Source organism: Grimontia marina, from assembly GCF_900060185.1.
Classification (GTDB): Bacteria; Pseudomonadota; Gammaproteobacteria; order Enterobacterales; family Vibrionaceae; genus Enterovibrio; species Enterovibrio marinus.
Map to the genome: position 1 here is coordinate 1 of NZ_FIZY01000054.1, position 13017 is coordinate 13017.

17 protein-coding genes are annotated in these 13017 nt (G+C 47.4%); 8 read left to right on the forward strand and 9 right to left on the reverse strand.

Annotation, left to right across the window (positions count from 1 at the left end):
- The 8 genes from GMA8713_RS20625 to GMA8713_RS20660 all read right to left on the reverse strand — a co-directional run.
- Window positions 1–434: IS110 family transposase (locus GMA8713_RS20625; protein WP_198159450.1), on the reverse strand; the 434-nt coding region annotated here is incomplete at its 3' end.
- Between the two features lie 284 nt (window positions 435–718).
- On the reverse strand, window positions 719–1060 hold the full coding sequence (locus GMA8713_RS20630) for a cytosine permease (protein ID WP_062713806.1): 342 nt from the start codon (window positions 1058–1060) through the stop codon (window positions 719–721).
- The gene (locus tag GMA8713_RS20635) at window positions 1027–2154 is read right to left on the reverse strand and encodes an ISAs1 family transposase (protein WP_062713808.1); all 1128 of its coding nucleotides are present in this window, start codon (window positions 2152–2154) and stop codon (window positions 1027–1029) included. The genes GMA8713_RS20630 and GMA8713_RS20635 overlap by 34 nt, the downstream gene beginning before the upstream one ends.
- Before the next feature lie 157 nt (window positions 2155–2311).
- Complete coding sequence (locus GMA8713_RS20640) at window positions 2312–3070, reverse strand: SDR family oxidoreductase (protein ID WP_062713809.1); 759 nt, start codon at window positions 3068–3070, stop codon at window positions 2312–2314.
- A 136-nt stretch (window positions 3071–3206) separates the two neighbouring features.
- Window positions 3207–3698, reverse strand: a complete 492-nt coding sequence (locus GMA8713_RS20645) for a GNAT family N-acetyltransferase (protein ID WP_062713810.1) — start codon at window positions 3696–3698, stop codon at window positions 3207–3209.
- A 136-nt stretch (window positions 3699–3834) separates the two neighbouring features.
- Entirely contained in the window at window positions 3835–4314 is a 480-nt protein-coding gene (locus tag GMA8713_RS20650) for a cupin domain-containing protein (RefSeq protein WP_062713811.1), read from the reverse strand.
- A gap of 161 nt (window positions 4315–4475) precedes the next feature.
- The gene (locus tag GMA8713_RS20655) at window positions 4476–4817 is read right to left on the reverse strand and encodes a DUF1428 domain-containing protein (protein ID WP_062713812.1); all 342 of its coding nucleotides are present in this window, start codon (window positions 4815–4817) and stop codon (window positions 4476–4478) included.
- Window positions 4818–5225: 408 nt separating this feature from the next.
- Complete coding sequence (locus tag GMA8713_RS20660; RefSeq protein WP_062713878.1) at window positions 5226–5708, reverse strand: MarR family winged helix-turn-helix transcriptional regulator; 483 nt, start codon at window positions 5706–5708, stop codon at window positions 5226–5228.
- 122 nt (window positions 5709–5830) lie between these two features.
- Between GMA8713_RS20660 and GMA8713_RS20665 the strand changes: the two genes are divergently transcribed.
- From GMA8713_RS20665 to GMA8713_RS20675, 3 genes are all read left to right on the forward strand, one after another.
- Window positions 5831–6694 (forward strand): DMT family transporter, encoded by an 864-nt coding sequence (locus GMA8713_RS20665; protein WP_062713813.1) that lies wholly within the window; start codon window positions 5831–5833, stop codon window positions 6692–6694.
- A gap of 324 nt (window positions 6695–7018) precedes the next feature.
- Window positions 7019–7492: a GNAT family N-acetyltransferase gene (locus GMA8713_RS20670; protein WP_062713814.1), complete on the forward strand. Its 474-nt coding sequence runs from the start codon at window positions 7019–7021 to the stop codon at window positions 7490–7492.
- A gap of 27 nt (window positions 7493–7519) precedes the next feature.
- Window positions 7520–8008 carry a GNAT family N-acetyltransferase gene (locus GMA8713_RS20675; protein ID WP_062713816.1) on the forward strand — a complete coding sequence of 163 codons (489 nt, stop codon included), beginning with the start codon at window positions 7520–7522 and terminating at the stop codon, window positions 8006–8008.
- On the opposite strand, the gene GMA8713_RS27470 is transcribed toward GMA8713_RS20675, so the two are convergent.
- The gene (locus GMA8713_RS27470; protein WP_157515710.1) at window positions 7990–8127 is read right to left on the reverse strand and encodes a hypothetical protein; all 138 of its coding nucleotides are present in this window, start codon (window positions 8125–8127) and stop codon (window positions 7990–7992) included. The two genes, GMA8713_RS20675 and GMA8713_RS27470, sit on opposite strands and share 19 nt — an antisense overlap.
- Before the next feature lie 307 nt (window positions 8128–8434).
- Between GMA8713_RS27470 and GMA8713_RS20680 the strand changes: the two genes are divergently transcribed.
- The 5 genes from GMA8713_RS20680 to GMA8713_RS20700 all read left to right on the forward strand — a co-directional run bounded on the left by GMA8713_RS20680 (window position 8435) and on the right by GMA8713_RS20700 (window position 13008).
- On the forward strand, window positions 8435–8926 hold the full coding sequence (locus GMA8713_RS20680) for an ATP-dependent zinc protease family protein (RefSeq protein ID WP_062713818.1): 492 nt from the start codon (window positions 8435–8437) through the stop codon (window positions 8924–8926).
- A 4-nt stretch (window positions 8927–8930) separates the two neighbouring features.
- Entirely contained in the window at window positions 8931–9839 is a 909-nt protein-coding gene (gene rimK, locus GMA8713_RS20685; protein WP_062713823.1) for a 30S ribosomal protein S6--L-glutamate ligase, read from the forward strand.
- 28 nt (window positions 9840–9867) lie between these two features.
- A complete protein-coding gene (locus tag GMA8713_RS20690) occupies window positions 9868–10890 on the forward strand; it encodes a succinylglutamate desuccinylase/aspartoacylase family protein (RefSeq protein ID WP_198159555.1) in 1023 nt (340 codons plus the stop codon).
- Between the two features lie 273 nt (window positions 10891–11163).
- Window positions 11164–12105 (forward strand): lipase family alpha/beta hydrolase, encoded by a 942-nt coding sequence (locus GMA8713_RS20695; RefSeq protein ID WP_062713828.1) that lies wholly within the window; start codon window positions 11164–11166, stop codon window positions 12103–12105.
- 18 nt (window positions 12106–12123) lie between these two features.
- The gene (locus GMA8713_RS20700; RefSeq protein ID WP_062713838.1) at window positions 12124–13008 is read left to right on the forward strand and encodes a lipase secretion chaperone; all 885 of its coding nucleotides are present in this window, start codon (window positions 12124–12126) and stop codon (window positions 13006–13008) included.
- Window positions 13009–13017 lie beyond the last annotated feature (9 nt).

Here is a 13017-nt window from a genome sequence, read left to right on the forward strand (position 1 = left end):
CCCAGCAGCCCACGAATGTGATTGAGCAAACGCGTCCGCTCAGACGAAAGGTGTCGCCGCATCTGTAGGAAGGTCTGTTCATCCTGCTGCTCCACGCTTTTTACTGCAACATGACGGATGGCTCCATGAACGCTAGCCTCTGCGATGGCCTGTGCATCGTTGTAATCATTTTTCTGCCCCCGCAGATACCCTTTGACATGCTGAGGAGGTAACAACTCAACGTCATGCCCTAGCAGCGAAATCTCACGCCCCCAATAGTGGGCAGAAGCACAAGCCTCCATGGCGACAATGCAGCGCTCTTGCTGAGCCAAGTACCGCAGGAGTTGGCTCCGGCTCAGTTTCTTCTTACCGATGGGCTTTCCCTGCTGGTTTAACACGAAGAGGTAAAAGCTATTTTTTGCCAAATCGATACCGAGCGTTTTACACTTGTTCATGGTCTTCTCCTGCTTATCTAGATAGTCGATAACACTTCTATCTTGGCGCATTATGACGCCGGACTGGAGTAGGAGGAGACCATCTCATCAAACAAATTGAAGAGGTAGCATTCAGCAAGCTTTACTAGCGTTGTGATCGCGGCGTTCCTTTGTAGGTGTAGGCATCTCCATCGAAAAGGGAAAAAGGGAAAAAGGGGCAAGATAACCAAAGAGAACATATGTGCCCCCTTTGGTTACGTTGAAGGTGTTCAACTCAATCAAGACTGATTGGTTTGTCCGGTTAACTATTGGACGACCTGCTCTTCAGGGGCTTTTTTAGAAATCAAATAATACAATACAGCCCCAAGCGCAGTTCCAATAACCCAGGAAAAACCTTCCAAGCTTGCAAACGTCGGAATCCATACTGTCATCACTGAAAAGATAGCTGGCAACACAAATGCAATTAGCGCCTTACGATTCCAACCATTATCATAGAAATACTCAGTACCTTCTTCCGCTGTAAAAAGATGCTCAACATCCAACTTACGGTTTCTTATCATGTAATAGTCAGCAATCATAATGCCGTAAAATGGCAGGGCGTCCGCATGAATGTTCAGATTTTGGCCATTGACGTCAATCCAGCCCAAAGAACCTGCTCAAGGAAAGTAGGGTTCATCATGCAGCGTTTTTGCTTCATCGGCACGCTAATCTTGGTCGGCTCTGCTCTGAGCATGTTAAGCGCCATATGTCTTAATCCCGCTAGGTTTTCCGCTGCGTTTTCTCGGTAAATCTGGCAAGCGTCTTCCCGCAGACTGACATCTAAAATCCAATGCATGGATTCTATGCCCCAAGGAGCTCGGATGGCCTCTGCCGCTTGCTCTGAAGTCAGTTTCGCTGAACTAATGTAGTAGCGGTATTCCAACTCGGGCTCTTTGCCCTTTGCTGCGCGGTAACTCTCGACCATCACAATGCTGCTTAGCTCACTCCAAGTGGAGAAGTCTCCAACCAATTCACTGGCGCTCAGTACATGATAAGTCCGCGCTTCAACCCGGATTTTCTGCTTTTCAACTTGACATGCACTTGTGTCAATCGGAGCTCGGCGGTGTGGGGCGAAGGCGGCCTGCAACGCCGCTGCTAACTTGCCCTGATTACCTTTCACTGCCAGTAAGTAATCGCCACCTTTATGCGTGATAGCCTTGGCTATCTTGGTTTGGCAGGCCATAGCATCAATCGTCACGATAGCACCTCGCAAGTCGAGCATCTGGATCAGTGCGGGTATCGCGGTGATTTCGTTGCTCTTAGTGTCAGTTTTTAGCTGACCCAATACAAGTTGGTTGGCGCTGGCATAGGCACTTACCATATGGATGGTACTTTGCCTGTCTTCTCTGTCATAAGAGCCGCGTAAGGTTTTACCATCAATGGCAACTACCTCACCGCAGGTTAATGTGTGCACGGCCTTCATCCAAGCGAGAAAACAATCGCGGAATTCAGTGGGGTCGATATTTGAAATCAGACGGGCAAAGGTATCATCAACAGGCACCCCTTTTTCAAACAGGCCCTGTTTAAGAAACCACTCATGGTGACCAAGGACGTACTCTCGAATGTCTGTCCAGCCTTGGCCTCCCGCTATGACGGCACAGATTGAGCCAAACAAAATATCGAACAGAGGGTAGTCGACTTTTGCGCTTTGTCGCTCGTCGCGGATGAGACTGAAATGGGCTTTTATGGTCTCTAAATTCATGGCTACTCCTCAAAAGAGGAGCATAAGATCACAGTCGACCCGTCAGGTCAATTTTGACCTCGAAATGGGCGAAAAACGTTCATGATCTTGCCCTGGCTAGGTATACGGATGTATGAAATTGATGATTTGGATATTTCTAACAAAAGACAATTCAACATCAAACCACTCCACCCGTGGCGTCCAAAATACTGCCCGTTGTGTAAGATGCATCCTCTGAAAGTAAAAAGCATATTGCTCTCGCGACTTCTTCAGGTTCCCCGCCACGTTGCATAGGGATGCGCGGCGAAAGTCTCGCGACGCGGTCTGGCTCTCCGCCATCGGCATGAATATCGGTGTGAATAAAACCCGGTCTGATGCCGTTTACGCGAATACCTTCCGCGGCAACTTCTTTGGCAAGTCCAATGGTTAAGGTATCTACCGCACCTTTGCTGGCGGCGTAATCGACATATTCGCCTGGTGAGCCAGAACGCGATGCACCAGAAGAAACATTCACAATCGCTCCGCCCTTTCCGCCGCGTTCGGTGCTCATGCGTTTTACCGCTTCGCGGGCGCAAAGAAAACTGCCGATGACGTTGGCCATCAATACCTTATTAATGCGCTCTGCAGTTAAATCCACCAGCTTGATTTGGGTGAAAAGGATACCTGCGTTATTGACCAATCTAGTTAGTGGCAGCACCTTGGTATCAATCGCGGCAAAGAGTATGGCAACGCCCTCTTCCGTCGAAATGTCTGCTTTTACTGCAAAGGCGCTGCCGCCGTTTTCTTCAATCTCTTTGACCACCTCGTCTGCGGCATCAGCGTGGGATTGATAATTCACACACACGGTATAACCCTGCTCAGCCAGCAATTTTGCAGTTGCGGCTCCAATGCCGCGGCTTGCGCCTGTCACCAGCGCGATTTCCTGTTTGTTCGTCACGGTGTATTTCTTCTCTGTGGTGGGCCTACCATATCTTAGACAGGCGGTTAGAGTGTTTCTACGTAGCTTGGGTCAGTCAATGTTCGCAACGCACAAACCTTCGAAGATCGTGACTCTTCTAACGAGTCATCGCTATTCATTGTTCGTGCTGTATACCGATTGTTTTTCTCATGTTTTGACTTACCACGTGATAACCAGCATGTTCGTACAAGGCTTGAGCAGCCGAATTGAAACCAAAGACGTGAAGATCTACACACTTCGCTCCCAGTTCCAGAGCGGTTTCTTCAAGGCAGTACAGTGCTGATTTTGCATACCCTTTTCGCCTAAAACGTTCATTGATACCAATGCTATATACAAAGGCTGACTTCGAATGGTTTTCGCCTTTTAATTCAATCCAAAGATGTCCAACGCACTCCCCGTTTTCGTTTTCGAATATGTCGAACAAGTGATGATTTTCAGTTTCCAGGCCATCTGGCAACAGAAGGGAATGCGCTTCTTTAGACTTTTCCATTGCCTCTGATTCGCTCCAACGACCGGACTTGATGTTTGCCAATGCATAGTCAGAAATAGCGGAACTTAGATACTCGGTAAATGACCCTTCACTCATGGCTTTAAGTGATACTTGCATATCAGCATGACCTCCTTTTGAACACTGAATTGGGCGTTAAAGTTCATCAACAACGTCCTTAATCTACATTTACATCAACTTCTAACCGTCGTACAACATTTCGTTGCTTCATCTGCCCCTGTTTCTTCATCAAGGCTTACTTCTTCCCTGCATTTGGAAAATCTATGTTGTCGATATCTACGACCTGCCAAGGACGGTTCTTGTTTCTGAAGATGCGTTTATTCTGCTTGGGGTAATCCGCTTCATCATGGTCGAGACGCTGACCAACTATAATGCAGCGAAGGGTTTCGTTACCTGTGTTAATCATAATGTGTGGCAGTCCGCCAGCAGGATAGCCAATGAAATCTCCCTCGCCCACTTCGAAGTCTTCATCATCAATAGTGACAGTTGCCGTGCCGGAAAGAATGTAGACACACTCATCTTCAAAGTAATGGACATGATACTCGGTCGATTCGAACCCTGGCTCAATCTCGACTACATGAAAGCCCAGTCCAGTCAGGCCAACTACATCGCCAAGCGCTTTTCCGGTTCGTACCGCTTTAGGGTTCAGGAAATGGGTTTTGGTTACCCCTTCCATAGCTTCGATATCGTGTTTTTTAACGATGTATTGGCTCATTGCTTCTCTCCTTTTTCCTCCAACAATGCACAGCATTTAAGGAGAGAATCAATGTGAGAAAATAGTGATGAAATAGAAATGAGATCACTGTCTCGCAAAGAACAAAAAGAAAACCGCTGACTTCACAGCGGTTTCTCTAATTTAAGCCTGATTTTGTTCGTTTAGTGAAAGCGGGGAAACAGTGTGTCATCCAATTCCAACCGCTCACCTTGTAGAGAGACCGGATTCATTACATCATCGATGCGCGGGTCAGACAGCATCCGCTCCATTCCTGCATCTCTAGCCTCTCTCGAAGGCCAGATAATCCAAGAGAAAAGGACAACAGATGGACTATCTTCAACATCGGATGCGGCAAGTTTCCGCGAAGATTCCTGTTCATTACAGTGAACCACATTGATTGCCCCATAGGTGCGCATCAAGGGTACGGCGTCCTGAACCAGACGCTTGTAGGCTTCTTTGTTTGCGACAGGTAAGGCCGTCACCAATCCATCAACATATAGCATGATCTACAACCTCCGCCGATTCAGTTCCACTCCAATAGCACCCCTGAAAACGGCTTTATGATCAAGCCACTGACTTCCTATTTAGTTTTATCTTATTGAATTTATTTGACTATACCCAAATAACCTGAAGATGTAGGATTCAGGTTGTTTGGGTATAAAGGTAAGCACATCACCAATCGTTTTATGCATTTAACTTTTTCATCTTTGCTCTAGAAATAATAACCTTCTTAACTTGCCAGTCACTGACTCATAAGCGAGACATGCAAAAAGTTTCTTATTTGTATTTGATATTGGAAGGAAAAATTATTTTCTTTGGAGACGTAGATTTTAGGCTTTGAAACTTTAAAGTTAGGTAACCGCGAGAGGTGTAAAGCACTCACTTTATTGCCTCAGCTTCAGTCTAAATAGCTATTCGTTGGCTGCCAGCCATTTTCTCAGCAGACCCGCTAATTTAACCTGTTCTTCTTCGGACAGTACGGCAAGGATCTGGCGTTCATTCTCAACATGCTGCTCGATGGCTTTGTCGATCAGAGATTTACCTTCTTCCGTCAAGGTGACTAAACAACTTCTTCTGTCGGTTTTGCTTGCTTGTCTAATCACCAAACCCTGTTTTACTAAGCCATCTACCCGTGTGCTCATCGCGCCGGAAGAGAGCATCAAGGTTTGATAAAGATCTGTCGGTGTAACAGGTTTCCCCGCGCGGCGCAGGGAAGCCAGAATGTCGAACTCGATATTACTGAGTCCGTTTTGCTTAAATACTTCATCCAACTTCGGGGTGATGATTTGTTTCGCCCTCCCGAGGCGACCAATCACCCCCATCGGCGAGCAGTCTAATTCCGGTCTTTGTAACGCCCACTGGGCGATAATGGTATCGACATGATCGGCTTTCATTGCGTCTTTCACTTCAGCAATCCATTTCTCTTTTTCAAAAGATACTTGATCAAAAGAGGTAAAGTGAATAATTTATCTTTTATAAAAGATACTTTTTGAAAAAACTTTGACCGGAGACACACGTGGCAAACTACCTGTTAGCTGCACTTGTTCCCATTTTGTGGGGAAGCACATACTCAGCCGTCAGCCTTTTCTTGCATGACCTCTCCCCTTTCTGGGTGGCAGTATGGCGTGCTTTGCCTGCAGGTTTATTGCTTCTGTTGTTGAAACCGGGCCGCCCGCCGCTCGCTTGGTCAAAAATGACTTTGCTCAGCGTATTCAATATCGCCGCATTCTTTCCACTGCTGTTTATCGCCGCTTACCGCCTCCCCGGCTCTGTCGCAGGAACCTTGGGAGCAACACTGCCGCTTCAACTGATGTTGATGCAATGGCTAGTGGAAGGAAAACGCCCTCAGCTAAAGATGCTTGTTCTCGCAATGCTAGGTTTTGCAGGTATTGTGATGATCCTAAACCCGAGTGCTGATATCGACCCAATTGGCGCAGCGGCAGCACTGACAGCAACGGCATTGGTCGCCAGAGCATCTCTGTGGCTGAAAGACTGGCCTGTCACAGATATTTTCCGCCTGACTGCCTGGCAATTAACGTTAGGCGGTTTGTTATTGATACCTTTGGCATTCATTGTGGAAGGAGCTCCAAAGCCCATTGCCACCCACGAACTGCCAGGTCTGGTTTGGGTTAGCCTGCTTAACAGTTCGTTCGCTTACTGGGCTTTCTCGCGTTCGATTAAGAAAATTGGCGCAGACAGTATGGCAATGATCAGCATGCTTAATCCCGTGGCTGCCGTCACACTGGGGATCTTTTTAGTGGGTGAGGTATTGGGGTCATACCAATGGCTTGGTATTGCCATGGTCATGATGAGCCTGATGCTGATGATTTACAGCAAACAAAGGGCGCAACGAACACTAACGTTAAAACCCTCCCTGTAATCAAGTTATCAAAGCCCCTAGAGAAAAGGGGCTTTGTTGTTTTCACTTATTTTTAAGACAAAACTCCGGCAGACATGCAGAAAAGGTTGAAGCAAATCTAATATTTACTCTCAAGCAGATGCATATCTCCTGGTTAATTTCTTGGATGAAAACACCAAAATAAACATTTAATTTAAAATATTTAATACAATAAATACACTAATTCAGACTTAAATGCCAAATACCTCCTTAAAAGTCACATCTTTTCGCTATTTAGCACAACTTGAACAGCACCTAAAGCCAATGCTAAATGTTCTTTTACTCGAAGGAATGGAGGAAGACATCATGGAAATTCGTATCGACGATCTGAGCGGCTCGGAAATCAATGGACTCCTCCAGGAACACCTCAATAACATGCACGAAATCAGCCCACCGGAAAGTGTTCATGCGCTCGACCTCAGCGCGCTGAAATCACCAGATGTCACGCTGTGGGGCGTGTGGATTGAAGGCGAACTTGCTGGTTGTGGTGCGCTGAAGAAAATCGGCCCGTCGCACGGTGAAATCAAATCCATGCGCACATCACAAAATCACCTGAGAAAAGGTGTCGCTGCGAACTTGCTCGCACATATTCTCCAAGAATCACGCAGGCGTCAGTACACGCGTCTAAGTTTAGAGACAGGTACTGAACCAGAATTTCAGCCAGCGCATCGTCTTTACGAGCGTTTCGGCTTCGAAGCTTGCGCCCCTTTTGGAGACTACAACGAAGATCCAAACAGCGTCTTCTATACAAGGGTTCTGCAACAGTTCAGCCCTGCCTAACGTTAAGGACAACGTAGATTCAGGTTTATGAACAAAAGAATAGAAATTATTGATTACCACCCGCGCTACACGGAACAAACCATTTCCATGTGGCGCGGAAGCAAAGAGAGAGCCTTGGGAATTCCCGAGGCTCATGATTTTGAAGCACACCGCTATTATCTCAACCGCATTCTGACGGCGACTAACCGGGTTTATCTGGCGATAGAAAAGCGCAGTGAACGCGTGTTGGGCATGATTGCCTTTGATGAGAACGCAATTACCCAGCTTTACGTCGATTGTGAGTATCAGCTTCAGGGCATTGGCAGCGCCTTGGTGGAGTTAGCCAAGGAAACTACCAGCAATAATCTTCAGCTTTATACTTTTGAAATGAATGAGGTAGCGAGGCGGTTTTGGCGCAAGCATGGTTTTGTCGAAAAGCAAATTGGCCAGCACGACAATGAAGAAGGTCTGGTAGATGTGCTTTGCGAGTGGATCCGTGGAGACGACTTTCCCACCCTTCAATACGCGGCGATGTAACCCCACTTCCCCCCGTTTTTCATCACATCAATCAGATTTACACCTCGAATTTGTGCAATGGTAATCGGGTGGTTTCTCACCACAACCACCTGATATTCCATAAAATTCACATCCAGCATCCATCAATATCTTTCATCGTCACAAGCAATAAATTGACTTGTCGCTAGCTTCGCAAAGCTGTAACTTGCGCGCTCTTTGGTGCGGTGCCGAGCAAGTGGATGAAATGAGCGCCGCCGGAGCCTGGTACGCTGAGCAGTCGCCCTGTCTGGGCATTCAGCGATAACGATAGTCTTGATTATTCAATCAGTTCTTACAAATGTGAGCAGCAATATTCCGCCAAACGGCTATCGTTTACTTGAGTTAGTGTCAACGAATGATGCGCTCACTCCATCCGTTCGAAAATCACTACCTGGGGCTTTAACAGCGATGACTGATAAAAACACGGCTCGACCAGCAGTCGAGGACAATAACCAAGCTTTATCAAATAACCGATTGCTTGTTGGCTGGCGTGAATGGGTTGCCTTACCAGATCTGGGTATCTCTGCAATTAAAGCGAAAGTAGACACGGGCGCTCGCACCTCTTGTCTGCACACTTTCGGCATCAACGAATATGAAAAAGATGGCGAGAAGTGGGTGAAGTTTATGATTCACCCTATTCAAGATGACAGTGTGACCGAAAAAGAGTGTCACGCAAAAGTCAAAGATATGCGCACAGTGCGCGATTCAGGCGGTCATGAAACGCTTCGATATGTCATAGAAACAACCATGGTCATTGGCGAGCTGTCTTACCCTATCGAGATGACGCTTACCGCTCGTGACAACATGGTATTTAGAATGTTGCTGGGTCGTACCGCAATGGAAAATCGACTCATGGTTGATCCGGTTAAATCTTTCCTCGTTCAGGCGCAACAAGGTTAATTATATGAAAATTGGAATTCTCTCTCGTAACGAAAATCTATATTCCACCCGCCGCCTGATCGAGGCGTGCGAACAACGCGGTCACGAATATAAAATTATTGATGCGCTGCGTTGTTACATGAATATTAATTCTACCCAACCCTCAATTCACCTAATGGGTGAAGATCTGGTTGGTTTTGATGCCATTATCCCGCGCATTGGTTCGTCGGTAACCTTCTATGGCTGTGCAGTATTGCGCCAGTTTGAAATGATGGGCATCTACACGGTGAACGATTCAGTGGCGATTTCCCGCTCACGCGATAAACTCCGCTCACTGCAGCTGCTTTCTCGTAAAAATATTGGTATGCCAATCACAGGTTTTGCGAGCAAACCGGGTGATATTAAAGACCTTCTGAGCATGGTTGGTGGCACACCTGTGGTCATTAAACTGCTGGAAGGTACCCAAGGTATCGGTGTTGTACTGGCTGAGACCCGTAAAGCTGCGGAAAGCGTTATCGAGGCCTTTATGGGCCTGAAAGCTAACATCATGGTTCAGGAATACATCAAAGAAGCGGGCGGCGCAGATATTCGCTGTTTCGTTATCGGCGACAAAGTGATCGCAGCGATGAAACGCCAGGCTTTACCGGGCGAGTTCCGCTCGAACCTTCACCGTGGTGGCAGTGCTTCACTGGTACGTATTACTCCTGATGAACGTAAAACGGCGGTTGCTGCTGCCAAGGCGATGGGTCTTCACGTAGCAGGCGTTGATTTGCTGCGCTCTGAGCGCGGACCGCTGGTGATGGAGGTGAACTCTTCACCGGGTCTTGAAGGGATCGAGACTGCTACTGGTAAAGACGTAGCAGGACTGATCATTGAACATATAGAGAAAATAGTCTCTTCTCCGAGGACAAGGACACGTGCCAAAAGCAAATAACAACAATAATGCATTCGAAATCGGCGGGATGATCATCCCGTCTGGTCAACGCGCAAGTGTTGAATTTGAAGTTGCTAAGCTTTACACACACTCTCCGCTGTCTGTGACAGCGGAAGTTATTCATGGTAAGAAGCCCGGCCCTGTTTTGATGATAAACGCGGCCATTCATGGTGATGAGCTAAACGGCGTTGAAGTCGTCCGTCAAATCCTGGATAGTCTGAACCCTGCTAGCCTGAAAGGCACGGTGATCGCGATTCCTGTGGTTAACGTTTTCGGCTTCATTCACAAATCACGTTACCTTCCAGACCGTCGTGACCTGAACCGCTGCTTTCCGGGTTCAGAGCGTGGTTCTATCGCAGGCCGCATGGCGTACCAGATTTTCGAACAAATCGTTCGTCGCTGTACCCATATTCTTGATCTGCACACAGCAGCTATCTACCGCACTAACTTGCCTCAGATCCGTGCGAATCTGTCGAACGAAGAAACCTACGACATGGCGCTGGCTTTCGGTACCCCAGTGGTTATCGATGCTGCCCTGCGCGAAGGTTCTCTGCGTTCTGAAGCTGAAAAGATTGGTATTCCGGTACTGACTTATGAAGCGGGTGAAGCACTGCGGTTTGAGCCATATGCGATCACTGCGGGCGTGAAAGGCGTTAAGCGTGTCATGCAGCACCTTGGCATGATCCGCAGGAGCAGCAAACGTAAAACCCAGGTTGAGCCAGTCATTGCCCGAGCAACCCGTTGGGTTCGTGCAGAAGCAGACGGCATCCTGCGTTCTCACGTTCAACTTGGTCAACGTGTTAGCAAAGGCCAGTCTCTGGCTTCAATCAGTGCGCCAACCGGTAGCGAAGAGATCCAAATCTACGCGCCAGCCGGCGGTATTATCATCGGCCAACAAACGCTGCCGCTGGTGAACGAAGGAGATGCGATCTATCACATCGCTTACTTCGAAGAGCCGGACAAACTGGTTGAGCAGCAAGTAGAAAACTACCTTGATGAGGTGGTGGACGACTCAAGTAACGAAATCAAATGGGGGATTGGCGTGCAATAAGCCCGTTAACTCCCTGTAAGAAAGGAGCGCTAGTCGCTCCTTTTTTTATAATGTTATCAAAAAGCTAGAATCAGATTTTTATCACCAAATCAGTACCCCTACCCATTACTGATGAAACGAATGCCATTCATTACCCCCCAAATGAGAAACAAAACACATTGTTAACATTTTAATAACAACTCTGAATAATTCTCAATTCTGATACCTGGCATAACACCAACCACTAGCTAGTATCATAATGACATCAGAGGACTGACCAGAGGGAAAATAAAAATGAAGGGAATCGTTTTATCGATGTTGTTCACATTGACGTCTTTGTCGGCGTTTGCAGGTTCAACCGCATCAGGGACATCAACCACAGGTTACACACAAACCAAATATCCTATTGTGCTGGTACACGGATTGTTCGGCTTCGATAGGATCGCAGGTATTGATTACTTCCATGCTATTCCACAAGCGCTGAGCCGCAGTGGTGCCAAGGTGTTTGTCGCTCAGGTATCCGCCACTAACAGTTCAGAAAAACGCGGAGAACAATTACTCCGTCAGGTGCGATGGGTTAAAGCAGTGACTGGCGCCAAGAAGGTGAACTTAATAGGTCATAGCCACGGCAGTCCAACTGCCCGTTATGTCGCATCGGTTGCACCACAGCATGTTGCCTCTGTTGCCAGCGTAGGTGGCGTAAACAAAGGGTCGGAGTTTGCTGATGTCGTTCGCGGTGCATTTTCTCCGGGTTCAAACGGTGAAGCATTAGCTGTTACTGCGGCACGCACCCTTTCTGGCTTCATTAGTCTACTTTCTGGCGGAGGGGGTTTACCGCAAGACCCTCTTGCATCCTTATACTCGTTGACAACAAAAGGTTCACTGGCCTTTAATGAAAAATACCCTGAAGGTGTGCCACGCAGTCGCTGTGGTGAAGGCTCATACCGCGCTTCAAACGGTGTGTATTACTACTCCTGGTCAGGTACGAGCACGGTCACCAACATATTCGATATGACTGACCCAGCCATGTTTACCACCGGTCTTTTCTTCTCAGAAGCCAATGATGGTTTAGTCGGCCGCTGCGCGACTCACCTTGGCAAAGTCATTCGCAGCAACTATCGCATGAACCATTTAGACGTGGTGAATCAGTTGTTTGGCCTTCACAGTTGGTTTGAAACTGATCCCGTTACTGTCTATCGCCAACATGCCAACCGTTTAAAGCGGCAAGGGTTGTAATCGATAAGGGGAGTCATTGTGAGTATCCGGTTCACGACTTATAAAATCGCTATCGTTATCATTGCGGGTTTGCTGTTTTTGGCTATGTTCTATTTTTATCCGGGCAACAGTGAAGAAACCGCTAATCGCCAAGCCCCCTCTCATGAAGGGACGGAAGTTGATATATCGTCTGACCGCGACACTTTTGAGTACTTTCTTTCCACACTGGGCGAGCACGATCTCGCCCAAGTCACCCAAGACTATGAAAACTTCGCTAACACCCTGAGCTTCGGTGAAAAGCAAAAAGTCCTGTTCGAGAAATATCAGGCTTATCGTCAATCTCTGACTCATGTATCACTGCCACACGGCATGACTGGGCTAGACTATCTCACCTTTATCAACGAACAAATGCAAAAATTGCAATCAGAACACTTCTCCGATTCAGAACGCAAACGCTTTTTCTATGTGGAAAACCTTGCCCGTGAAATGACCATTAAACGCATGCAGATGGAAGCACTGGGTTTGGACAGAGATGCAATTAATACCCAATGGCAGGCAGAATTGGATCTGTTGCCACCTGACATGAAAGAGAGTTATCAAAATGCGGCGTTACTGGGTGAAATCAATACACTTTCATCTCTGGAACAAAGTGATAAATACCAACGGCTTAATGAGTTGGTTGGAGAGGAAGCGACATCACGCCTGCAAGCATTTGAACAGGAAGAAGCCAAATTCGATAACCAGTTTCAAAAGTACCTAACCGAAAGGCAAAACCTGATACAAGAAAGCCACCTGTCAGATCCCGAACGTCAGCAAGCCTTAAGTGCGTTGAGAGAATCTTACTTTACCGACACAGAGCGCCGCCGCGCCGAAGCTCTCGAGCGCATCCACGACGACGAATCACCGAGTGCCAATGCGATTTAATGGGCTTGC